Annotated in this window: 25 protein-coding genes; 2 read left to right on the forward strand and 23 right to left on the reverse strand. The window is 66.5% G+C overall.

The annotated features are described in order from the left end of the window. Window positions 1-86 precede the first annotated feature (86 nt). From GTA51_RS17195 to GTA51_RS17295, 21 genes are all read right to left on the reverse strand, one after another. Window positions 87-1,379 carry a hypothetical protein gene (locus GTA51_RS17195; RefSeq protein WP_160963263.1) on the reverse strand — a complete coding sequence of 431 codons (1,293 nt, stop codon included), beginning with the start codon at window positions 1,377-1,379 and terminating at the stop codon, window positions 87-89. A gap of 8 nt (window positions 1,380-1,387) precedes the next feature. Continuing rightward, window positions 1,388-1,684 carry a hypothetical protein gene (locus tag GTA51_RS17200; RefSeq protein WP_160963265.1) on the reverse strand — a complete coding sequence of 99 codons (297 nt, stop codon included), beginning with the start codon at window positions 1,682-1,684 and terminating at the stop codon, window positions 1,388-1,390. Window positions 1,685-1,687: 3 nt separating this feature from the next. Beyond that, a complete protein-coding gene (locus GTA51_RS17205) occupies window positions 1,688-2,461 on the reverse strand; it encodes a hypothetical protein (protein ID WP_160963267.1) in 774 nt (257 codons plus the stop codon). A gap of 3 nt (window positions 2,462-2,464) precedes the next feature. Then, window positions 2,465-2,884, reverse strand: a complete 420-nt coding sequence (locus GTA51_RS17210; protein ID WP_160963269.1) for a hypothetical protein — start codon at window positions 2,882-2,884, stop codon at window positions 2,465-2,467. Window positions 2,885-2,980: 96 nt separating this feature from the next. Continuing rightward, entirely contained in the window at window positions 2,981-4,900 is a 1,920-nt protein-coding gene (locus tag GTA51_RS17215; RefSeq protein WP_160963271.1) for a coiled-coil domain-containing protein, read from the reverse strand. Continuing rightward, entirely contained in the window at window positions 4,897-6,315 is a 1,419-nt protein-coding gene (locus GTA51_RS17220; RefSeq protein WP_160963273.1) for a hypothetical protein, read from the reverse strand. Before GTA51_RS17220 ends, GTA51_RS17215 begins: the two co-directional genes overlap by 4 nt. Next, entirely contained in the window at window positions 6,315-6,776 is a 462-nt protein-coding gene (locus GTA51_RS17225; protein ID WP_160963275.1) for a hypothetical protein, read from the reverse strand. The genes GTA51_RS17220 and GTA51_RS17225 overlap by 1 nt, the downstream gene beginning before the upstream one ends. Beyond that, window positions 6,773-8,401: a transglutaminase domain-containing protein gene (locus GTA51_RS17230; protein WP_160963277.1), complete on the reverse strand. Its 1,629-nt coding sequence runs from the start codon at window positions 8,399-8,401 to the stop codon at window positions 6,773-6,775. Before GTA51_RS17230 ends, GTA51_RS17225 begins: the two co-directional genes overlap by 4 nt. Further along, window positions 8,388-8,573 carry a hypothetical protein gene (locus GTA51_RS17235; protein WP_160963279.1) on the reverse strand — a complete coding sequence of 62 codons (186 nt, stop codon included), beginning with the start codon at window positions 8,571-8,573 and terminating at the stop codon, window positions 8,388-8,390. The genes GTA51_RS17230 and GTA51_RS17235 overlap by 14 nt, the downstream gene beginning before the upstream one ends. A gap of 35 nt (window positions 8,574-8,608) precedes the next feature. Beyond that, entirely contained in the window at window positions 8,609-9,277 is a 669-nt protein-coding gene (locus GTA51_RS17240; RefSeq protein ID WP_160963281.1) for a discoidin/SUN/FTP domain-containing protein, read from the reverse strand. Between the two features lie 110 nt (window positions 9,278-9,387). After that, window positions 9,388-9,951, reverse strand: coding sequence for a hypothetical protein (locus tag GTA51_RS17245; RefSeq protein ID WP_160963283.1), 564 nt, complete (start codon window positions 9,949-9,951; stop codon window positions 9,388-9,390). A 181-nt stretch (window positions 9,952-10,132) separates the two neighbouring features. Next, window positions 10,133-10,591, reverse strand: a complete 459-nt coding sequence (locus tag GTA51_RS17250) for a hypothetical protein (protein WP_160963285.1) — start codon at window positions 10,589-10,591, stop codon at window positions 10,133-10,135. Between the two features lie 37 nt (window positions 10,592-10,628). Then, window positions 10,629-11,540: a hypothetical protein gene (locus GTA51_RS17255; RefSeq protein WP_160963287.1), complete on the reverse strand. Its 912-nt coding sequence runs from the start codon at window positions 11,538-11,540 to the stop codon at window positions 10,629-10,631. Continuing rightward, the gene (locus GTA51_RS17260; protein ID WP_160963289.1) at window positions 11,537-12,259 is read right to left on the reverse strand and encodes a phage adaptor protein; all 723 of its coding nucleotides are present in this window, start codon (window positions 12,257-12,259) and stop codon (window positions 11,537-11,539) included. The genes GTA51_RS17255 and GTA51_RS17260 overlap by 4 nt, the downstream gene beginning before the upstream one ends. A 30-nt stretch (window positions 12,260-12,289) precedes the next feature. Further along, on the reverse strand, window positions 12,290-13,009 hold the full coding sequence (locus GTA51_RS17265) for a hypothetical protein (RefSeq protein WP_160963291.1): 720 nt from the start codon (window positions 13,007-13,009) through the stop codon (window positions 12,290-12,292). 31 nt (window positions 13,010-13,040) lie between these two features. Further along, window positions 13,041-14,012 carry a phage major capsid protein gene (locus GTA51_RS17270; RefSeq protein ID WP_160963293.1) on the reverse strand — a complete coding sequence of 324 codons (972 nt, stop codon included), beginning with the start codon at window positions 14,010-14,012 and terminating at the stop codon, window positions 13,041-13,043. Between the two features lie 18 nt (window positions 14,013-14,030). Then, on the reverse strand, window positions 14,031-14,585 hold the full coding sequence (locus tag GTA51_RS17275) for a hypothetical protein (protein ID WP_160963295.1): 555 nt from the start codon (window positions 14,583-14,585) through the stop codon (window positions 14,031-14,033). 90 nt (window positions 14,586-14,675) lie between these two features. Further along, window positions 14,676-14,939 carry a hypothetical protein gene (locus GTA51_RS17280; RefSeq protein WP_160963297.1) on the reverse strand — a complete coding sequence of 88 codons (264 nt, stop codon included), beginning with the start codon at window positions 14,937-14,939 and terminating at the stop codon, window positions 14,676-14,678. 217 nt (window positions 14,940-15,156) lie between these two features. Continuing rightward, window positions 15,157-15,522, reverse strand: a complete 366-nt coding sequence (locus tag GTA51_RS17285) for a zinc ribbon domain-containing protein (protein WP_160963299.1) — start codon at window positions 15,520-15,522, stop codon at window positions 15,157-15,159. Window positions 15,523-15,633: 111 nt separating this feature from the next. After that, window positions 15,634-17,412: a portal protein gene (locus tag GTA51_RS17290; RefSeq protein ID WP_160963301.1), complete on the reverse strand. Its 1,779-nt coding sequence runs from the start codon at window positions 17,410-17,412 to the stop codon at window positions 15,634-15,636. After that, window positions 17,412-17,699 (reverse strand): hypothetical protein, encoded by a 288-nt coding sequence (locus tag GTA51_RS17295; protein ID WP_160963303.1) that lies wholly within the window; start codon window positions 17,697-17,699, stop codon window positions 17,412-17,414. Before GTA51_RS17295 ends, GTA51_RS17290 begins: the two co-directional genes overlap by 1 nt. A gap of 227 nt (window positions 17,700-17,926) precedes the next feature. Between GTA51_RS17295 and GTA51_RS17300 the strand changes: the two genes are divergently transcribed. Together GTA51_RS17300 and GTA51_RS17305 are read left to right on the forward strand one after the other, a co-directional pair. Next, on the forward strand, window positions 17,927-18,340 hold the full coding sequence (locus tag GTA51_RS17300) for a hypothetical protein (protein ID WP_160963305.1): 414 nt from the start codon (window positions 17,927-17,929) through the stop codon (window positions 18,338-18,340). A gap of 22 nt (window positions 18,341-18,362) precedes the next feature. Then, entirely contained in the window at window positions 18,363-18,557 is a 195-nt protein-coding gene (locus GTA51_RS17305) for a hypothetical protein (RefSeq protein WP_160963307.1), read from the forward strand. A gap of 84 nt (window positions 18,558-18,641) precedes the next feature. On the opposite strand, the gene tsaA is transcribed toward GTA51_RS17305, so the two are convergent. Both tsaA and GTA51_RS17315 read right to left on the reverse strand, forming a co-directional pair. After that, window positions 18,642-19,157, reverse strand: a complete 516-nt coding sequence (tsaA, locus tag GTA51_RS17310) for a tRNA (N6-threonylcarbamoyladenosine(37)-N6)-methyltransferase TrmO (protein ID WP_160963309.1) — start codon at window positions 19,155-19,157, stop codon at window positions 18,642-18,644. A 45-nt stretch (window positions 19,158-19,202) separates the two neighbouring features. After that, window positions 19,203-20,048: a hypothetical protein gene (locus GTA51_RS17315; RefSeq protein ID WP_160963311.1), complete on the reverse strand. Its 846-nt coding sequence runs from the start codon at window positions 20,046-20,048 to the stop codon at window positions 19,203-19,205. Window positions 20,049-20,166: the final 118 nt, after the last annotated feature.

A 20,166-nucleotide genomic window follows, 5' to 3' on the forward strand; every position in this document is an offset into this window, starting at 1 on the left:
CCGGCTGGTGCAACGAAATCTGTTTCAGCAATGTGAAATTCTCGACCTCATTGACCCGCGACGGCAACGCTTAAAACCAAACAATTCTAGCAGGCTATCTCTTCTAAATTAGCCGGACAGAAATGATGTAATATTGAGCTTGAGATTGTAGCGCCAGCCTGTAGGATAGAGGTTACTGCCAAATGTGGGATCAATTTGGAATCAAATGTTCGAACTGTAGAATAGGATATGCTAAACTGCCACGTTATATCAGCAGCCATAGAGGCGTGTGCGACTACCATATACGCTCCTGTGCGGCGTATCATGATGTTCCCGCTTAGTAATGTTCCGATTGATCCGTTATCTATCTCTTTGACGTCATATCTTGGCGTCACGTATGATCCAGATGGAATGGATTGCGCAGACGTTGCTGTCATTTTGCAAACCATTGGGATAGACTTTCCCGCTATTTTCGTCCACCCAACCCCATCGCACAGCAGAATAGCCGACTCCCCGGCCCACATGACGCGGGTCAATGCGCCGTCAATCAACTCGCTGGCGTTGCCATCCAGCGTCACCAGCTTGGTGCAGGCATTGCCGATGCGGATGCCCAGGAGTTTTCCGGTGTTGCCGGCGGCGGCAGGCAGGCCAACGGTGTAATCCGTCGTCGTGCCCGTGCAGACGTGCATTTTGCCGAAGGCTGTGGACGTGAGATTTGTGCCCCCGGTGACGGACACCTCTGATCGGACGCTCAGGCCCAGATAGGTGGAGACGATACCCCCGGCCAGGCTCTCCCCGTTGAGCGTGGGCGTCTCAAGCCCGCCCGCCGCAAGCAGCAGTGGAGTGATCGTCATGTCGGTTGGCGTCGCACCGGTGCGGCCAACCGACCAAGCCTCATGAAAAACAGTCTCGGCGTCGTCGGTGAGCAAAAGTGCAACGCGGGAATCTGCCACATGATAAATGGATTTTTTTGCATCAAGGGGGGCACCGAGTTGGGTAAACATGAAGCCGGTATAGCTCCCCTCGGCGTGGATATAACCATCGGAAAACGCGCGCGAGTTGTTGGTCAGTATGACCCCCGGCAAATCCCCGCCGTCAGCCGGCCCTGTGTGGCCGTGGTGGCACAGGGAATCCGGCACGTCATTGCCATGCAGCACCCAAGCCAGATTGGCCGTCAGTACAGAGCCGGAATCCAGGTCCACGCCAACCAGCGTGCGGCCGGTGCCGGCGTCATGGCTCGCCTCGGTCACCGAGCCCAGGCGGATGCCGTCGGCCTGGCAGTCGGCCCGCAGGCGCAGGCCGACTGCAAATTCCGAAACAAAGGAATCCTGGGCGGCATTGGACACCGCGAAACGGTTAGCCGCGACATATTCGACCAGCGTATATTTGGGATCGCTCATAACACTCCTCAGGAAAATCGAGGCCGCACGACGAATTGCGCCGTGCGGCCGCTGCCGGACCAGTCCCCCAATTCCAATGACGCCTGCACCCGGTAGGTTCCGGCCTCGCCCAGATCGCCGGGGCCGGTGATATAGCGCAGATGCGAGGCGCTCTGGCCGATAACGACCACGGTTGCCGGCCACAAACGCACCACTCCCGAGGGGGTGCGCACCGCCAGGGCGGGGGCGAGCGCCCCGGCAATGTCTTCCTGGCAATCAACCAGGATTTCCAGGCCCACGTCGCCCTGGTAGATGCTTTCCTGCATAGCCTATTCCCTCCGTTCGATTGCGACGGCCGAGCCCAGACGCAGTGTGCGGCCCAGCAGTGATTCCCGCCTGACGGACCGGACAAACGGCGACCGTCGCCGGATGGAGCGCAGCAGCGGCGAAGACAGGCGCAGCACCTCGCGAAGCCCTGTCCCGGCCAGAGCCGCACCCACGGCCGCCACCAAAACCAGCCCGGCGGCCGTCACCGCCACCGCCACCGTTGCCAGGACCGGCCGCAGGCCAAGGCCCAGTCCGACGCCGCCGACCTGTCCGATCTCCACGGCCTGCCCATTGACCCGGCCGGGGATGACCCCCAGTCCCGGGGCATGGCCCGTTGCAGCCGTTTGCGAAACCGACAACCCAGGCCAGGCGACGACGGCAGCCAGGGCCGTGCGGCCGGTCGGCCCGACCGTCGGTGCCGCAACACCGGCCGGGCCGACCAGGACAGCCCTGGCCGCGCCGCAAGCCGCCGTGACCTCCGTGGATTGGGGGTCTAAAATGACCACGACGGTCGGGCTCGCACCCAGGCGCAGGGGCGCGGCCGTGGCCTGCGGCCCGACCTGGGGCGTTGGCTGGCCGGGCCGTGCCGTTGCCGTCACTGCGGCCCGGCCGCAGACGCTTGCCGTGGCCGCCGACGCTGTGGCCGGCCGGACTGCCAGTGCGGCGGCGGCCGGCGTCGCCGGCACCTCCACCCCGGGAACGCCGTCGCCGAGCTGGCCCCAGACCGCCGGGACATCCGTCCAGACGGCCGGGCTCCCGGTCCATGGTCCGTTCACGGCTTACTCCAGGGTCAGGACGCCGAGGGCGTCGAAGCGCACGGTGAACGTGCCGCCGATCACACCCCGGTCGGTGCCGAAATCGAGCAGGCACAGCAGGGGATTGGTCAGGCCGGCCACGGTCTTGACGGCATAGATGAGAGCATAGCGGGCCGTGACCGTGACCGTGGTCCAGGCCGGATCGGCGGCGTGGAGTGCGGCCTTGCCGGCGGCAACGCTCCAGGTCACGCCGGTTAAGGCTTGGCCGCCGGGGGTGTAGCCGGTTCCAGCCGCCTCGGCCGCGACCACGTCGGCCAACACGGCGTGGTTGGCCGAAGGCGCGTAGGCGCTGGTCAACAGGGCGCATTTGAGCGTGTCGGCCGACAGATTAAAGGAGCTGCGGCCCAGCCCGTCCTTAAAACTCGTGAAAATCAGATCAGCCATGTGTCCTCCTGGTTTTTGCCGCCCGAACCACAGCAAAAAGGGCGCGCTGCGGGTTCGCAGCGCGCCCAAAAAAGCCGGGCAGCGGTGTGCCGGGCGCTAAACCCGGTAGTTGTAATTGTGGTTAAAGCTCTCGCGGGAACCGTTGGATTTGGAGGTGGACTCGCTCACCGAGCGCTGGGTGGACTCGGTGGTCGAGGTCGAGGTACGTTCGCCCACAGACTCGCTGTAGCCGATCTGGGCCGTGGCATTGACGGCATTAAGCGCGCTGGCCGCCATCTGGGCCGAAACCTGGGCACCGGAGCGGATCTTTTCAGCTTCCAGGCGCAGTTCTCCCAGGGAGTTTTGCAACAGCATATCGGCCTGTTTGATCGACACTTCGGCTGACTTGAGAAAGGCGTCCACCTGGGCGGCGTGGTCCCGGGAGCGCAGTTCCGCCTCGGCCTGGCCGGCCTTGAGCCCGGAATCATAGACGCCCAGGGCCAGTTCCTTGTCCTTGAGCAGTATTTCCGCCCGGGCCTGCCCCTGGCGCAGCTCGGCCTCGAACCGGGTCACGTCGGCCTTGTAGGCGTCAAGGCGCACTTCGTTGTCCCGGGCCGAAACGGCCAGACGCGTCTCGGCCGCAACCTTGGCTGCGTCCACTTCGGCTCCAAAGGCCCGGACCTGCTCGGCATACAGGCGTGCCTTGACCTCCTGGCCGGCCAGGGCGGCAGCGTGGGCGTTAAAGCGGGCGGTGTTGGCGTTGACTGCCGCCACATAGCCGGCCACTTGCGCTTCGTAGGCGGCCAGCCGATCCCGGCCCAGGGCCGATTTGGCCGCCGCCCCTTCCATGCGGGCCTTGTAAAGGCCCACCAGGGCCGTGACCCCGGACAGTTCGGCCAGATACAGGTCAGCGGCCCGTTTCTGGGCCTCGCCCGCCAGTTTCGCCCCTTCGATGCGCGCCTTAAAGGCTTCCAATTCGGCCAAAGTGGCCCGGATGCGGGCTTCAAAGACGGCTGCGTCGGCCTGGTAGCGGGCAATCTGGGCATTGTGGACGGCCACCTCGGCGTGAAGCGCCTCATAGCCGAACCGGGCCAGTTCCCTGGCTCCCTCGAAGGCCCGGGCCGCAGACTGGTTAAACAGCTCGATGCCTTGGGCTTCCAAGGCCAGGGCCTGGTCCACGGCGGCTCGGCCGCTGACGCTGGCCAGTTCCGTCTGCCGGGCCAGGAGTTCCAGATTGTGCCCGGCCATGGCTTCGGCAGCGTCCTTGGCCGCGGCCCGCAGCATGACGGCCATGGGGCCGGACAGGCCCGACGCGCCCCGGGCGGCGAAGTCGTCGGCAATGTTGGCAAGTTTGGTCGCCAACTCATCTTCCAGGCGCTGTCTGGAGCGCTGCCACAGCCCCTCTTCCAGCTCCGGGCCAAAGCCTGCCCCGCCGTTTCGGACTTCGGCTTCCAGGCGCTCGGCCAAAGCGGCGCGCAGGGGCGAGTCGTAGGTGGCCGCAGGCGGCGCAACAAAGAGGTTGCCCGGTGCCAGCAGTTCCGGCATGGGCGGCCGTTCGCCCTCGAAACGCGGTGTGATGATCCCGGGCAGCTCAGGGATAACCAGTTCGGCAAAGACTGGCGGAGCCGGCAGCACGATGGCCGGGTCCGGTGGCAGTTCGACCTCGGGCAGATTCGGGGCCTTGCCGGGCGCTTCGGGCAAAACCATCTCCGGGGCCTCGGGCAGGACGATGTCCGGCGGCGTCAGGGTGAATCGGGGAATGTCGATGCCGTCCAGCACCAGCCCGGCAAGCTGGGGCACGGCCGGGGCGGCAACCGATTCCAGGGTGACGGAGCCAAGGTCCGGCGGGGCCGTGACGCCGGGATATTCGGGTCTGGCCGGCAGATCGGGCAGCGCCACGTTGGGATAGACCATCCGGGCCACGCCGCCCATGCGGGCCAGAAAGCTGGTGGCCGAGTGCCAGGCGTCGTTGGCATAGTTTTGCGCGGTGTCGAATTTGTTGCGGACAATGCTGGCCGCGCCGCTGGAATCGCTCATGATACCTCCTTTTCGATGACGATGGGGGTCAGCCCCAGGGCCAAGGCCTGGGCTGCTTCATGGTCGTCGGCCACAAAGAGCCCGGAAAGCGCCTCCAGCGACAGCAGCCAGGCCTGGGCGGGCGACAGGGCGTAGTGGAAAAAACGCGGCAAGGCCACGTCCATGGCCGGGTTCATGCGGTAGGCGGCGATAGCCTCGCCGCCCGGACCGTTGCGCAGGGTCCAGGCATTGACCCCGCTGGCCTGGTAGGTGCAGGCGGCATCCAGGGCGCACAGGGGCATGGTTCCGGCGTAGGCCGCGCCTTGGGCTTGGTCTTGCCGGGTGACATAGAGCCGCACGGTTCCATCCAGGGCATGGGTCATGACCACATGATGCCACAGGCCGATTTCCAGGGGATCGGACACGGGTACCGCCGTGCCGAACTGGCTCTCGAAATGGGACAGCCGCGCCCCGAGGAGCCGGTTGCCGTCGGCCACAAACACCCCGGCCGCCTGCAGCCCCATGACAAAGCCGTCGGGATGCGGATAGGGGTTGCCCTGGGCGTCCCGGTAGCTGTCTCCACGAAGCAGCGGCGCGCCGTCGCAACTTGCCCCGGCCCGTCTGGCCCCTTGGAGGCGGTCGGGATCGGCCGCGTAGTTGTCGTTCCAGGGCGACCAGGGGTAGGTCACGTCCTCTTCCCAGTTCGGGTTGCGATAGGGCGAACAAAAGCCGATCAGCGGCGAGAGTGCGCCCGGACAGTCATGGACAAAGGCCGCCCCGTCGTCGGTGCGCAGCAGATACGGCCGAATGGGGTTGAGCACCCCTCTGGCGTCGAAGGTGTAGTCGTACGCCAGCGGCGCGGTAAGGCGCACCAGACAGCTCACGGAAAAGGGTACCTCGTCGGGGATGTGCTCCCGGCCATAGAGAATGCCCGAGGCTGCCCCGCCGGGCAGACGGAACACGCCCACCGCGCGCTCGATGCCGGCTTGGGGCAGCCCGGCATAGGCCGGCAGCCCGGCTGCATCGGCCGCAACAATGGTCACGCCGGCTCCAAGGCCAAGGGTCCAGCCGGCCAGGGCACCGTCCGGCACGGTGTTTTGCAGGCTGTCCAGGCCGTCGTAGCGGGCCAGACACTCTGGAATGACGTAGAATTCGTCGTCCCGCCGGGGGGGCTGGGCCGGCGGTGCCACTTCGGCCTCGTCCGTTGCACCACCCCGCGCGCCGATGATCTCAATAAAGTCCTGATCGCCGGCCCGGCGGCACAGGATGCGCTCCCCGGTTTCCAGCTCCAGGCTGCGTTGGTAGACCGGCAGATCAAAGACATTTTCCTGGTGCATGACGGCAAGCTCCCGCAAGGCGGCGCGACGAAGCGGGGCGAGCAGCGCCGTATCGCCCATCAGCCGCAGCCGGGGTTCGGGACGAAAATCCGCATCCATCATGATGTCCTGCGATCCAGGGGCAGCAGGCGCAGGGTCAGGGCGGCGAGATCCAGGGTCGCGCCGTCATCACCAGCCAGGGCGACCTCCCAGGTGCGGCCAAAGCCACGGGGCAAGCGGGCCGTCACGCGCCCCGGCAGACCGGAATCGCTGCCCGGCCCGAGGGTGCCGGCAAGCTCGCTGCCTCCCTCGCTGCGGGCCGTCAGCTCCAGCCGCCCGCCAACCACGCCTTGCGCGTCCAGGCCGAGCAACCGCGACGGGCCGTTGGCGTTGACCGGAGGCAAGGTCAGGCGTGTGGCAATGGCCGCACCATCATCCGTGTCGCCGCCGATGCGGTACAAGGACACCCCGTCGCTTAGGACCACCCGGCCGCCGTGCAGGCAGACGGCGGCCACCGGCAGATCCGCCAACTGCGTCAGGGCCGCGCTTTCCAATTCCAGAGAAAATCCGTCCACCATCATGCCCATTCCTCCCCGTTGCCGCGTCGGCCGCGCGTCTGATTGTCCGTGGTGCGGCTCCAGCCGGCAGCACTCCAGCGGTCGAGGTCCGCCGCCGCATTCCCCAGGCTGTGGTCCCGGCCCAGGCCCAGGGGCTGGATAAGCGGCAGCACGGTGCCGCCCTGGCCTGTCTGGCCGGGAAGGGCGCACCCAGTGGGACGCAGACCCGGGGCCAGACAGTGGGCCAGTCCCAGGCCTCCGGCCAGACCGCGACCAGCGCCCGCCAGTCGTGTCAGGGGACAGGCTCCGTCGAGCAGAGCGGCCGAAAAGCCCAGGCCGGCTCCCAGCAGGAACGGCAACCGCATGGCCGCCCACCCGCCCCCGCCAGCCAGGGCGGTGGCCGTCAGGCCGGCGAGGGTGTCTGCGGCCGTGGCAGCAACCCCGCCCAGGCAACCAAGCGGGGCGATCCTCGCCTGGCCCCAACTGAAACGACCGGTGGCCGTCAGGCCCGGCCTGGCCAGATTTGCAAGCCCCGAGGCAGCGCCCAAACCCCAAGCTGCCCAGTCCGCCGGCATGGCCGCAGCACCCAGGGCTGCGAGGCTGGCGGCAGCGGCAGCGGCAAGCCGCGGCAACGCCACGCCGTCGCCGTGGGCTCTGGCGAAAAAGACGTCTGTTGGCTGGCGCACGGTGAAAAAGGCCCCGGCGGTCACGGCGTAATCGACCCAGGCATACGGCCCGGGATCGCCCAGGACAGGCAGGCCGGCCACAGCGCCTTGCTGCGCTCCCAGGGTCCAGTCGAGCGCCACCCATTGGCCGTCGGCCACGCGTCTCCAGGCCACCCAGGCATGGCCGGCCCGGTCCACCCCCACCCGGCCAAAGGCCGTGACGATGCGGTCGGCCGGCAGCCCGGCTGCCAGCAGCAGGGCGTGCAGCAATAAGGCGCCATCTTCGCAGTCGCCGCTGCCCCGGGCCAGGGTGGCGGCGGCGCAGGTCCAGGCGTCGTCGGCGTCGTCGGCGACATAGCTGATGCGCCCGGCCACCAGGGCCAGCAGGGCAGCGGCGGCAGCGTCAGGGTTGCCAGCGGGAAGACCGGCCACGGCTTCGGCCAGTTCGGCGTCGCCCTGGCCCAGCAGGGCCACCACCGCGTCCGAGGCCACGGCCACGCCGCCGGCCGGGCTGTTTATGGAACAGACATGGCCCCGGGGCGAGGCAGGCGGCAGCCGCAGCGCTCCCTGGGCGCTACGGCCCAGGTCCGATACGGCTGTCATGGCCAGCCCCACCGACACGCCGCCCGTGGCCCCGGACCGGGTCAGGGCAAACAGCGGCGGCAGCACGGCCTGGGCCAGGGCCGGGATGGAGCCTGTGCCCACACTGCCGGCCAATGGCATAACGACTGCGCCCCAGGCCGGATGCCAGCCGTTGCCGTTGGCCAGGGCCAGCGGTGTGGGCAGAGGGCAGACGCCAAGGGGCGACCAGGAACCGGCCCCGGTCAGGCCCGGCACCGGCAACAACACGCCAACCCCCTGGGTCGTCACGCCGCAGGTTCCTGTGCCGGCGGTTGTCAGGTCCAGGGCGGTCAGGCCCGAGGCGACAAGGATTTCGTCCGGGGCCGGGTCCAGGGCAAACAGGTAGGCGTCAAGGCTTGGCATAACGCCTCCTTAGGCCCGTAAGGTCCGGCACAAGCCGCCAGCGCAGGCCGGCAAAGGGCGCGGGAACGTCCCCGGCCGGGTCTTGCCGTGGCGCTGGCATGACAAAACCGTCGCCGGTTGGAGCCATGGCCGGCGGGACCAGGGCCGGGACCGGGCGTTCGCTACTGTCCATGACACCGTCCTCGCAAAGTGTTTCCGGCTGCGGCATCAGGCCGACACGCCGTAGAAAATAAGTTCGGAGACGTTGTAATTGCCGTTTGCGTCGGGTTTAAACCCTGTCACCACCAGCCGGTAACTGCGGTAGGAATGGTCGTTGGCCAGATCGAGCCGGTCGGAGAGGGACACGCCGCCGTCCCACCAGTCCGATTCCTCGTCGAAAAAGGGGCTTTTGGCGGTAACACCTATGCCGGTAAAGGCGGTGGCGGTATAGAGCGTGGTCCAGTGGCTCTCGTCGTTTGAGGTCTCCAGGGAAAAATCCGTGGGATAGGCGCACGGCCCGTAGCCAAAGGGGCAATGGGCGGCGCTAAACACCCCGGAAGCGAATTGAAAGCCGGTCACCCGCACCGGGGCGGCAAAGCGCACCCCGACATATTCCGGGCAGGCATTGCGCGGATCGGGAGCCCAGCAGCCGTTGCGGCCATCGCTGTTGCCCACGCTCAAATTATGGACGTCTTCGGGACCGGGCACGCCGCTGCTGGAATAAAACACCTCGCCCTCGATACGCAGCAGGGCGTCCTCGTCGGCCGGCACATGGCCGAAGGTGTCCTTGAACCGGTGGATCAGGAGCACGTCGCGGTAAAACGTCGTGGTGGCCGGATCAGGGGTCACGGCGGCAATGGTTTGGCCGGTCTGATGCAATACGATTGCGCTTGTCATGGGGCCGTCCTCGTGTCGCATTCACAAAAAGCAGCCTGTGTTTTGTGAAGAAGGGGTGTTTCCAGCGGTCTGCTGCTCCAGAGCCACTCCCGGGTCCGTCCGCTGCCGCCTCAGGCCTGGATGGAAGCGACGCCGGCAAGCTGGAGACGGCCGGACACGATGCGCCCGCCGGCCGGCATGGACCCGACAAACCAGGTCACACGCACCCGGTCATGGGCATCGGCGTCCTCCAGCCAGATGGTATCAACCGGGGTTGGCGGCACGGACACGTCCGTTGCGGCCGCAATCAGGGTGTCCCAGAGGTCCACGGTCTCAAACGAGCGGCGGATGCCGGCGGCCTCGACCCGGATGCCCTTAATCACGGCCAGGGTGAAAAAGCGGGCTTGAGCATCGGCCAGATACAGCCGGCCACAGCCGTAATGGGAAACCTTCAAGTCAAAGACGGCGTCGTCGCCAGTGTCGGAATAGATGATCTCCGTCACCGGCAGCGCCTGCCCCACGGTAAGCGCGCCAAAGGTCTGGCCGCTTTTGGGCGTCTGGGCCAGGGTGACCCGGCTGCCAAAGGAATAGGGCGTAGCCCGGGCTTGGGAGAAGGCCTGGCCGCACACCACCCGGATGCGGGCCGGGAAGCCCTCGAAGCGGCAAGGCAGCGATTGCGGATAAATGTCAGACATAGCCTGTCCTTGCAGGGGCGCGACCCGTGTCTCGCCGTTGTTCTCGGGGCCGGAACACATTGACCAACCGGATGGTCACCAAAAACCCAAAACCCACTGAAATACTTCTTCAATCAAGGGGGTCCGGGGGGGATTATCCCCCCCGGCCGCCGGAGGCACTCTTCTGCCTTTCTCCTCCCCTTTAACTGGCCGGCATAGTGACCACGAAGCTGTCGATGGTGGTAGTGGCCCCGGCGGTGATGGCCGTCGAGGACATGTTGAGCTGGGCCCCGGAGGTGGACACCGAGCCGTCGAAGCGGGCGTGGCTGGTGTCGGCCCCGGCGGTGCGGTCGTTGGCGTAGAAGCGAAACCAGCCGGCCGTGCCCGAGGTCGTGGCCGCGCCGGACCAGACTTCGCCCGAGGCCTTGGCGCAGGCCCCGGCCGCAGGCGCGGCGAAGTTTATGCCATTGGTCGCCGCGCCCGGGGTGAACGCGCCGGAGGAGACGGTGATTTCCAGCAGCGGGCTGGCTCCTTCGCCGTCGTCGGCGCTGGCCGGCTGCACGCCGGGGAAGATGCGGATCACACCGTTTTGCATGATGGTTTTAAAGCTGGAGGTGCCGAGCAGCATGTTGCGAAGGCCGGTGGAAAGACGCAGGGCCATGGGGTCTCCTTGGGCAAAAGGTTGTCGCTGGTGGGCGTTAAAGGCTGACAAACAGCAGATAGCGACCGCGGGTGGCCACGGCGGCCGCCCGGGTTGTCGCCGGGATGGCGGCGGCCGCGATGCGCCGCACGCGTCCTCCCGGCAGTCCCAGGTGGATGCCGTCGGTTGCGGCCCAGATGGCGGCGTCGCCGTCCAGGTCCTGCCCGGCCACCCGGGGGTGGCGGCCGGCGGGCAGGCTGGCAACGCTGCCGGGAAGGGGTGCAACCGGGCTTACCCGGGCAAAGGTCATTTTTTTCGGATCGGTTCCGGCCACATGGACCACGCCGGCGTCGTCGCCGACGAAAAGCCCGCCGGTCACCGGAGCCAGCATCCGGATGCGTCCGATAAAGGGCGGCAAAAAGCCGCCCAGCCCGTCCACCCAGTCGAAAAGGCCGGCCCCTTCGGTAAAGTGGACGCAGTTGCCGACCGCGATCCAGATGCGCCCGGCGTGGGAGGCCAGGGCGTGTCCGGCCGGAGGCGCGGCGTAGCGCTCGATGCGATCCGGGCCGGGATAGCGCTGCCCGGACCAATCTTCGGCCGCGCCCTCACGGATGCGGCCGGTTTCGAAACCGTTGGCGAAGTAGACGGTGCCGGCCACGGTCACAAAGGCCATGGGAGCACCCGGGGTCAGGCCGCTGCGCAAAAGGGCCGGCCGGCCCTGGCCCGGGATCTGGTAAAGCCCGTCGCAGCATACGCCGTAGAGCGTGGCTCCATCGGAATAGAGCTGCGAGAAGCCGTAATCACTTAGGCGCTCGTAGCCCGGCCGGCGCACGAGGCGACCAGCCACCACATCCACATTTATGGCCTCGGCCAGTTCGTAGCGGCCGGTTTCCGGGTCGCAGAGGAGCCCTTGTGGACCGCTTGCGGTCCCAAGCCCCAGGCAGGCGGTCAGGATCACATCGCGGCTCACGGCCAGTCCTCCCCGAAGCCGTAGGGATCGCGGCTTCGGGCGATCTCCACAGGCTCGGTCTGTTGCGGGCCGCACAGCCCCACCAGTTCGGCCAGCAAGGCGTCGTAGCGACGGCCGAAGGCCTGGGACTGGGTTTTCTGGCCTTCGATGCCTTCTTCCAGACGCTCAAACAGCTCCCGGCAGGCGTAGGCGACGAGCATTGGCCCGGCCAGATACGGGGGCAGCCCCTCGGGTTTGTCGGCCGCCCCGATTAGGGGCTGGGGCAGCCGGTAGTAGTCGATTTCGAGAACAGCCTCCTCCCGGTGCACGGGCCGGACATGGAGCCGGCCGCCGGCAACCGCAGCAATACGGGGCCGCCCCGGGCTTTGGCCCGGCCAGAGCCGCCGTAAGGCGGCCAGGTCCGGGGCCAACCGGACCCGGCCGCCGGCGGGGAGGAGGAAGGCGTTAACGGGTCCGTGCAGCAGATCCGCCGGGAGCGGCGCGTCGGCCTGTCCCGGACCAAGGACGACCCTGGCCCGGGTCGCCAGATCGGGCAGACGCGTGGCCCCGGCGGCGGCAAACAGGCCGCGTCCGAGCGCCCGGGCGATGTCCTGGTCGGACACGCCCGGATCGCCCACGATGCCGGCCACTTCCGCCACAAGGCTGGCCAGGGTGTCGGGCAAAGCGCGGCGAAGCCCCTCGGCGTCCGCCTGGGGCAGGGAGAGTGCGGCCAAAGCCATGGGTGTCTCCGTGGGTTGCGCCGGTGGCGGCTAGTCGATGGTGAGCAGGCAGGGCTGATGTTTGCCGTCGGTGAAGGCGGCGGCAAAGGCCACGCCGGCCACGGGCTGGTCCACGTCCAGGGCGGCGTTCATGGCGGCCAGGCTCCCGGGCACGGCCCCGGGCACGAGCATGCTGCCGACCCCGGCCGTGCCGGCGGCCAGACAGCAGCCCACGCCGCCGGTCTGGGCGAAGAAGTAGTGCCCGGCCGGCACATTGCACGTGGCCACGCCGGCCGGCAGATTCTCTTCGGTGGCCGAGGCCCCGACACCGCACCAGGGTGAGGGAATAAGCGACACCCGGGAATTGGCGGTGAGGACGGCGCGCACCGGCTCGGCCAGGGTGCAGATGACCGTGCCGCCGGCCGGGCAGGCGGTGTTGGAAAGGATGCGGTACTGCCGCCCCTGGCCGTCGCTGGAAGCCACTTGCAGGTAGCCGTCCTCATAGGCGTTTTCGGCCACGGCCGTCGTCCCGACCACCACGGAGACGACGCGGTCGCCGATACCGGCCGGGGTGGCCGCGCGGTTGACGTGCTGAGCCTCGGCAGCCGGGGCCATGGCCAGGGAGCCGGCGGCCAGGCTCGCGGCACCGGCCTTGGCGTAGCGAAACTTGCGGCCGTCGGCGGTGATGCGCAGCGCGCCTACGGCTTCGCGCTTGGCCGGCGAGGTTTCGCCCACGTCCTGGGTAAAGGAGAGCTTCAAGGGTTGGGCCATTTTTTCCTCCGAGTGTTGTCGTTAATGCAGGCTAGGACAGGTTGGCGTGGCAGGCGTGGGCCTTGCGGTTGGAGCAGATCAGGTTGCCGTGCCACAGGATCTTCATGGCCCGTCCGGCCGGACCGGCCAGATCGACCCAGGGCTGGCGGGCGAAAAAGCCGTTCTGGTGGATGGCGAAACCCAGGTGGTTGGTGTTGACGGCAAAGAGGTGTCCGGCCGGGCAGTAGTCGTCGGCGGCCAGGACCATGCCTTCGTAGACCAGATGGGCAAAGCCGGCCTGGGCCACGCCGTCGTCGGTGACGAAACGCTGCTGCACCTGGAGGATGCGGGAAACCTTGTTATAGAGCGACTCGGTGGTCACAGCCACGTTGGGCTTGCCGTCGCGGCCGTCGGACACCTTGGCGGCGCTGCGAAGGGCTTGCAGCACGTCCAGGCTCATGACCTCGGCCGCGTCGATGGTCACGCCCTGCCAGGGTTTGGTCCCATCACCGGCCACGAGATCGTTTTCGGCAATGCCGCCGTAGGGCTTGTCGGCATCGCTGCTGGTCAGGGCGCGCAGGCCGGTGAGTGTCGGGGCCTCGTCGCCGGCCGCAGAATAGAGCGTGGACGCCAGCCAGCCGGAGCAGGTGCGCTGGGCTGTCTCGATTTTCTGGGTGACGAACTGGACCACGGCATAATCGCCGGCCGCAGCCACTTCGTCAGTGAGATAGACGGTGGCGTTGCCGTAGGCGTGCTTCCAGTGAAAGGCGGCGGCGTTGATCGTCACCCGGTCGTCGCTGGAGAGGGTATCGGCCCGGGTGAAAAAGCCGCCTTCCGAATCGGAATAGGACAGGGGCACGCGGATTTTTTCACCCCCGGCCGGCCGCTCAAACAGGCCCGCCTGCCGGTTCATGAGCAGATCCAGGAGAAAGGAGTTGCGAAAATAAATGTCCACGGCCCGGCCGCCGGAAGCGGCGAAGTAGTCGCTGGTGATGGATTCGATCTCGGTAAGCGTTAAGGACATGCGGTTTCCTCCTTGGGGTTACAGGCCGGTATCGCGACGACGCGAGGCCAGACGGGCGGCCAGGACGGCGTTTATGCCGCCGAATTTTTCAGGAGCGGCCAGATCCGGGGCCGTGCCCTGGCTGCGGGCCGGAGCGGCCGGGGCCGCGCCCAGGGACGTGGCCAGGCGCTTGGAGCGCACGCGTTCCAGGGTGCGGGCTTCGGCATCGGTTGCGGCCTCGGCCCGGGCCTTGGCCAGTTCCTCGGTGGCGGCTTGGCGCTGGGCGTACAGGTGGTGGGCATAATAGGCCCCCACGTCGTCCAGCAGCGGATTGTCACGCTTTTGAGCGGCCAAGGCACCGCTGGCTGCCAGTTCCTTGAAATCGGGATGCTGGCTGGCAAAGGCTTCGGCCAGGGCCGCGCGTTCGGCTTCGAGGCGCTTGGCCTCCACGGCGTCCAGGCGCGACTCCACGAGCTGGTCCAGGCGTTTTTCCAGATCGGCAAAGACCGATTCCAGGCCGGCGATGCCGTGATCGTCGGCCGGGCCGGTCCCGGGCGCGACAGGTGCGGGCGTAACAGTGGCTTGGGATTTCATGGCCTCCCCTTTTGGGGCTGAGGGTTGACGCAAAAGGCCCGGCACGAACGCTCGCACCGGGCCTTTGGGGGACAAAGGGACGCAGTCCGGCTAGGGCATGAGATAGCTCCCCTCCCGCAGCAGGGTTTCAAAGCACGCCGCCGTGGCGGGATAGTCGGCGTTGCGTTCGGTGAGCGCCTTTTGGCCTTTGCGGCCAAGGCGCGTCAGCATCCGCTCCAGATCGGCCAGGGCAATGGCGGCACTGGCCGCCGACCGGGCATGGTAGAACGGTTTGGGCAAGGCGTGGCCCCGGGCCAGTTCGCTGCGCCGGCTGCGATACCAGCCGTACGCGTCGGCAGCTCCGTGAAAGCGCATAGGAGAGCCTCCGGCGGCCGGGGGGATGATCCCCCCGGACCCCTCACTGGGAGAAGTTGTTTAAGGGTTGCAGCAGACGCGCTCCCATTTGTCCGTAACCAACCAGTTTGCCAGCAAACGCCAGACCCCCTTGAAATACTTCTCCTATCAAGGGGGTCCGGGGGGGATTATCCCCCCCGGCCGCCGGAGGCACTCTTTTCAAAAACAGGCTTTGGCGTCATACGCGGCTGCGCCGGGCTTTGAAGCGTTCCAGGACTTCGTGGCTAACCGCTGGGGGTGTCGTTGCCCTGCGTCGGCTTTCGCCGTCTTCCAGGGGGCGGATGCCCTCGCCGCGTATCCAGCGGCGGTAGTTGGCCCGGCTGGGCTCGGCCAGAAAGGCCCGGACGTGGGGTTTGTCCGAATCCTTTTCGGCCACGGCGGCAACGGATGCGAGCCAGTCGCCATCGGCCCGGTAGCCCCGGCCCACGGACACCAGCCGGCGGGCCGAACCGCCGCAGACGCAGATTTCTTCACCGCCGTCCATGGCGGCCATGGCCTCGAAGGTGCGGCCGCAGACGCGGCAGGTGAAATCATACAGCGGCATGGCATGCTCCCAATGCTTGGCCAGGGCGGCTTTCGCCGCGTCGGCCTGATTCCGTCAATCAGCCCTTGCGCCAGAGAAAACTGGCTGGTCTACACTCCTTGCCCGTGGCTCCTAAGCCCCATTTTTCCCCGTTAGGGGGGTCCGGGGGGGATTATCCCCCCCGGTGGGGAGGTCCAGGAGGGGCAAAGCCCCTCCTGGCTCTTCGCTTTTCTGCTCCATGCGTGTGAGCACGGCGGTGCGGCTGTTCCAGTCGAGTTTTTCCAGCAGATCCTGGCGGTCGATGGCCCCCATTTCGTACAGGGCCAGGGCTTCCTCGCGCTGTTGCACCCGCGAGACAGGCATGGTGGAGCCGGAAACCACGGTGAGGCGGGCGGGCACGCGGCAGTTTTGGCCGTAAATGGGCTCGACCGAGACAGCGCCGTCTGCGGCGAAACTGATCCAGCGTTCTTCGGTGTACCAATTCTGCATGTGGCTTAAAAACATCCGGCCGCGTTCGCGTACGAGGCGGGAATAGTTCCTGATCTTGCCGCGCAGCAGTGTTGCGGCCTGTTCAATGAGTGCGGCGATGGCCTTATAGGCCACTACGGGGCGCTGCGAGGCCGTGGCGCGCTCCAGTTCGCCGATGCCGGAAATCTGGCTGAACAGTTCCCGGTAGATGGCCAAAACACTTTCGATATCTTTGGTATTATTGGCAAATTCCAGATAGCGGATACCCTGGGCTGCCGCCATGGAGGTCGGGTTGACGATGCCTTGCCGGTTGGTGAAGGCGGCGTTGGCCACCCCGGAATCCCGGGGATTGATGATTTTGGGCCGGGCACAGCGGTCCTTGTGATAGGTCAACTGGGACAGGCACTTGTTGATCTCGAGCTGCAAATCGGCCAACTGCTCGAAGTCGGACGCGCCCCACAGGCTGGCGGGGTCGGTGAGCGAGTGGGCCAGGGCAAAGGGAAAGCGGTCGTAGAGGTAGCTGGCCATGGCCTGTTCGGCGGTCAGGGCCGGATTGACGGACGGATTGGGCCGGTCGGACAGCACCAGCGCGCCCGGGCCGGCCACAGTGACGCAGCGGATAAAGCCCGGGTAGAGCGGGCCGTTCTCGGTCATGGTGTAGTCGCGCACCCAGCATTCGCACACCAGGGTCGTGTCCTGGCCAAAGCCGTCCCCGCCGCCAGCCCCGTAGAGCGTGCGCACCAGTTCGCCGAAGCGGGAAAAAAGGCCCTGGCGCCGCCCGTCGCCCAACATGATTTCCCGGCGGCCGTCGCCGAGATCGGCCAGCAGATCGGCGTCGCTTTTGAGTTTGCCGGCTGCTTCGGGCCAACGCCGGGCGGCCTGGCGCAGGCTCATGGGCGCGAAATGGAGCACGGCCTCGGCTTCCTGGATGTCTGCGCAGGCAGTGGGGTAGACACCGAAGGCAAAGGGATCGACGGCAATGGTGCGCACCTCGCCCAGGCCGTATTCCAGGTCCGGGTCGAAGACGACTTTTTCCACGGCGGTGCCGTAGGTTTCGCCGTTTATGACCGAGCGCTCGAACACGGCCTGCTGCTCCTGCTCGCTCCACCACCAGGCAGCGGCGCGTTCGAGCATGGCAAAGACCTGTTCGTCGCCGGCCGGCCCCACCCGGCTGACGTTAAAGGTCGGGTGGTTGTCGGTGAGCATGTTGACGGTGCGCTGGCGGTGCAGATGGAGCAGATTGGCCCCGAGCTGGGGCACGCCGGGCTGGGCCGGCCCTTGCCAGGAGCGGCCCAGGCCCAGGCGGTAGTTGCGGGTCCAGGCGTCGGTGAGGCCAAGCCGGGTTTTGTCGCGCACCACGGCTTCGAGAAGCTCGAAAACGCGGCGGCCCACGCGTTCGGGCGCATCGGCACCGGGCAGCAGTTGGTTGGCGGCGTCGGACATCAATTCCCCCGTTTGGCAGTCTTGCGTTTGGCGTCGGCGGTCTGGAGACGGGGCAGGGGCGTTTCGCCAGCGTCGGTGGCCAGGCTTTCCCGGCCGGCCGGATCGTAGCCCTGGGGATGATGGCGGCAGTGCGGACAGCGCGCCTCGTCCCAGGGGGTGCCCGGCAAAAAGGGCGGCGGAAACCCCGGCGCGAGCGGCCCGAACACGGCGCTGGTGAGCGGCGGGGTCAGGCGGGCGGGGTCAAAGGCGGCAATGGCGGCATGGCAGAGTCGGCAGCGCAGGATCATGTCCGGTTTCTCCTTTCGCGGCGGTCGTTCCCGCCGCCCCTAAGACTCACAAGTCCACGGATACCGGACCAAAACCAGTCAGTGTTTGTCTTTATTTTCGTATTTCCCTCCCGGCGAGCGGAAATCTTTGCCGCAAGGCTCCAGGGAGCGTGTTTTCCATTGAGGCGGGAATCGCTTTGAGGTAGTTATACTTGAACTCTAATTTCGCCTCGAAGGAGACACCCACTATGCTTGGCATGGAAAAGAAAGTCCGGGCTTTGTACGGAGACGACGTCGAGAGCAAGATCACGCCTGTTGTGGAACAGCGGGAAACCGCCAATTCGGCTCGCGCCGGTCTGGTCATCGGCCTTTTGGCCATTATCTTGGCTTTGGGCGTCTATGTGGCCCTGGACGCCAAGATGAGCACCGTGGTCCAGTCCGTGGCCGACATGCCGGCCAAGGTCGCGGCCTTGGACGCCAAGGTGACGGCGATTGAAGGCCTGCCGGCCAAGATGCGCAAACAGATGGTGGCTGACCGTCTGGCCGAGATGGCTGCCACGGCCGAGGCCCTGACCGCCGGCCTGGACGCCGAGGCCCACAAGGCCGCCATGGCCAAGATTTCGGAGATGGCCAAGCAGCTCAAGGCCGACGTCGTTAAATAACGCGGCACCAACGGAGGGGACCATGAGCAGTATTGAGCTGGGTTTTTCCGACGGCTACCATTCCATCGCCTTTGCCGACGGCCTGGAGCCGGCCAGCCGCCGTCCCTTCTCCATCACCGGCCCCTCGGCCTTAACCGCAGCGGAACTCAAGACACCCGGCGTCGAACCGGCCTTGGCCGAGATTCGCACCGGCCGCCTGGCCGACGTCGAAATCTGACGCACCGGGACATACGAAACGAGACGGCCGCGCCTTTTGGGGCGCGGCCGTTTTTTTTATTGCGGGCGGTTGCGTGTGGCGAGGCTACGTCTCGGGTACGAAACGGTCGTCGGAGCGGGTGCTGGCCACGGCGTCCTTGCGCCCATCCAGCCAACCGCTGCGTACTTCCCCGGCCGGGGCGTCGAAGGCCGGGGCGTAGGGCTTGATGTCAAAAAGCGGTGTGCCGTCCAGGACATCGATGCCGCGAACGGTAAGGACATTGCCGGCCACGGATACGACTTCCACCACGGACAGGCCGATGGGGTTGGGGCGTTTGGGGGCGCGGGTGGCGAACAGGCCGCGAGGCGTGGTGTCGAGATAGGGCGTCACCGTTGTTTTGTAGCCGGCGGACTGGTGGAAGCAGTAGAGGAGATAGACGTGGGAAAAGCCGGTCACATCGGCCAGGGCCGGGGCCAGTTCGGGGTCGAGCACCACCTGCCCCAAGACCTCCCTGGCTCCGCCGGGCTGGATGGGCATGCCTTCCAGGGAGGCAAAGGGGGTGCGGATCACACCGATGGGCCGCAGGACAACGGGTTCGCCGGGTAGTGACGGATCAGGCACAGGCAATCTCCTCTGGGGCGGCGAGTTGGTCGTCGCCAGGGCGCGTCACGTCTCGGTCTCAAAAAGCTCGGTGGCCCGGGACACGCCATAGGCAAAGGCGATGGCTGCGATGCCGATGGCCGGAGCGTAATAGGCCGGGGCGGCCAGGGCGAAGCGGATCAGCAGCGTGGCCAGGGCAAACCCGGAATTGCGAAAGACCGATCGGAACGCCGGCTGGTAGGTGTGCGACAGCAATACGATAAAGATGTCGCTGAAAATGAGCACGGTGTAAAAGACCGAAAAAAATTCGTGCACCCGGCCGGCCACAATGCTTTCCCAGCCGATCCAACCGCTGTACACCAGGAAGAAACAGAGCAGGCAAAAGGCCAGGAATTTTTTGGTGGCCACAAACGGGTACAGCCACGGGCCTTTGCGCCCCTGGGCGCGGGAGCGGTAGCGGCGGTAATAGAGCCCAAGTCCCAAAAAGACCACCAGCGCCCCGGCCCCGTAGGTCACCATGGGCAGCAGCACCGGTATGGCATCGATAAGGATGATGGGTTCCTGCAGGTGCACCAGTTCCTTAAAGGCGTCGCGCAGCAAAATCAGGCATAGCACCTCAAACTGCTTGCCCAGCGACTTGGTCACCGAGCATGGCAGCACAAAAATGAGGTCCACGACCTCCTGGATGAGCACCAGGGTAAAGGCTAAGTTGATGGCGTAGAAATGGGAGGTGGGGGTCACCCGGGCCAGGACCGGGGGCAGCAGACCGTGGCGATTGAGTTCGATGCCGGCCAGACCGATTAAAAAGGCCACGACCTGGCTGACGGCCACGATGCGGCGGGTTTTGGGATGCTCCCAGAACGAATGGAGCGGATCGAACAGATCGGTGGCGAGTTCGTAGAAGCTGCTCATGTCTTAATTTCCTGCAACGCTCTATGCACCAGGGCCGCGCGAAAGAAAAGCCCGGATTTCCAGCCCACTTTCCTTACTCCGGCCCCCCTGCGCGGGGTGGAGCCGGCCTTGGGATCGA

Source organism: Solidesulfovibrio aerotolerans (assembly GCF_009856865.1).
In the GTDB taxonomy this organism is placed as follows: domain Bacteria; phylum Desulfobacterota; class Desulfovibrionia; order Desulfovibrionales; family Desulfovibrionaceae; genus Solidesulfovibrio; species Solidesulfovibrio aerotolerans.

Bases quoted from the DNA above. Each gene is read 5' to 3' on its own strand.
- GTA51_RS17280 (WP_160963297.1), bottom strand. From the start codon at position 14,939: ATGCGCTTTCACGGAGCTGCCGACGCGTACGGCTGGTATCGCAGCCGG.
- GTA51_RS17275 (WP_160963295.1), bottom strand. From the start codon at position 14,585: ATGAAATCCCAAGCCACTGTTACGCCCGCACCTGTCGCGCCCGGGACC.
- GTA51_RS17245 (WP_160963283.1), bottom strand. From the start codon at position 9,951: ATGTCTGACATTTATCCGCAATCGCTGCCTTGCCGCTTCGAGGGCTTC.
- GTA51_RS17225 (WP_160963275.1), bottom strand. From the start codon at position 6,776: ATGATGGTGGACGGATTTTCTCTGGAATTGGAAAGCGCGGCCCTGACG.
- GTA51_RS17215 (WP_160963271.1), bottom strand. From the start codon at position 4,900: ATGAGCGATTCCAGCGGCGCGGCCAGCATTGTCCGCAACAAATTCGAC.
- GTA51_RS17290 (WP_160963301.1), bottom strand. From the start codon at position 17,412: ATGTCCGACGCCGCCAACCAACTGCTGCCCGGTGCCGATGCGCCCGAA.
- GTA51_RS17250 (WP_160963285.1), bottom strand. From the start codon at position 10,591: ATGGCCCTGCGTCTTTCCACCGGCCTTCGCAACATGCTGCTCGGCACC.
- GTA51_RS17240 (WP_160963281.1), bottom strand. From the start codon at position 9,277: ATGACAAGCGCAATCGTATTGCATCAGACCGGCCAAACCATTGCCGCC.
- GTA51_RS17285 (WP_160963299.1), bottom strand. From the start codon at position 15,522: ATGCCGCTGTATGATTTCACCTGCCGCGTCTGCGGCCGCACCTTCGAG.
- GTA51_RS17210 (WP_160963269.1), bottom strand. From the start codon at position 2,884: ATGGCTGATCTGATTTTCACGAGTTTTAAGGACGGGCTGGGCCGCAGC.
- GTA51_RS17230 (WP_160963277.1), bottom strand. From the start codon at position 8,401: ATGCCAAGCCTTGACGCCTACCTGTTTGCCCTGGACCCGGCCCCGGAC.
- GTA51_RS17270 (WP_160963293.1), bottom strand. From the start codon at position 14,012: ATGTCCTTAACGCTTACCGAGATCGAATCCATCACCAGCGACTACTTC.
- GTA51_RS17260 (WP_160963289.1), bottom strand. From the start codon at position 12,259: ATGGCTTTGGCCGCACTCTCCCTGCCCCAGGCGGACGCCGAGGGGCTT.
- GTA51_RS17295 (WP_160963303.1), bottom strand. From the start codon at position 17,699: ATGATCCTGCGCTGCCGACTCTGCCATGCCGCCATTGCCGCCTTTGAC.
- GTA51_RS17300 (WP_160963305.1), top strand. From the start codon at position 17,927: ATGCTTGGCATGGAAAAGAAAGTCCGGGCTTTGTACGGAGACGACGTC.
- GTA51_RS17195 (WP_160963263.1), bottom strand. From the start codon at position 1,379: ATGAGCGATCCCAAATATACGCTGGTCGAATATGTCGCGGCTAACCGT.
- GTA51_RS17265 (WP_160963291.1), bottom strand. From the start codon at position 13,009: ATGGCCCAACCCTTGAAGCTCTCCTTTACCCAGGACGTGGGCGAAACC.
- GTA51_RS17200 (WP_160963265.1), bottom strand. From the start codon at position 1,684: ATGCAGGAAAGCATCTACCAGGGCGACGTGGGCCTGGAAATCCTGGTT.
- GTA51_RS17220 (WP_160963273.1), bottom strand. From the start codon at position 6,315: ATGGATGCGGATTTTCGTCCCGAACCCCGGCTGCGGCTGATGGGCGAT.
- GTA51_RS17305 (WP_160963307.1), top strand. From the start codon at position 18,363: ATGAGCAGTATTGAGCTGGGTTTTTCCGACGGCTACCATTCCATCGCC.
- GTA51_RS17315 (WP_160963311.1), bottom strand. From the start codon at position 20,048: ATGAGCAGCTTCTACGAACTCGCCACCGATCTGTTCGATCCGCTCCAT.
- GTA51_RS17235 (WP_160963279.1), bottom strand. From the start codon at position 8,573: ATGGACAGTAGCGAACGCCCGGTCCCGGCCCTGGTCCCGCCGGCCATG.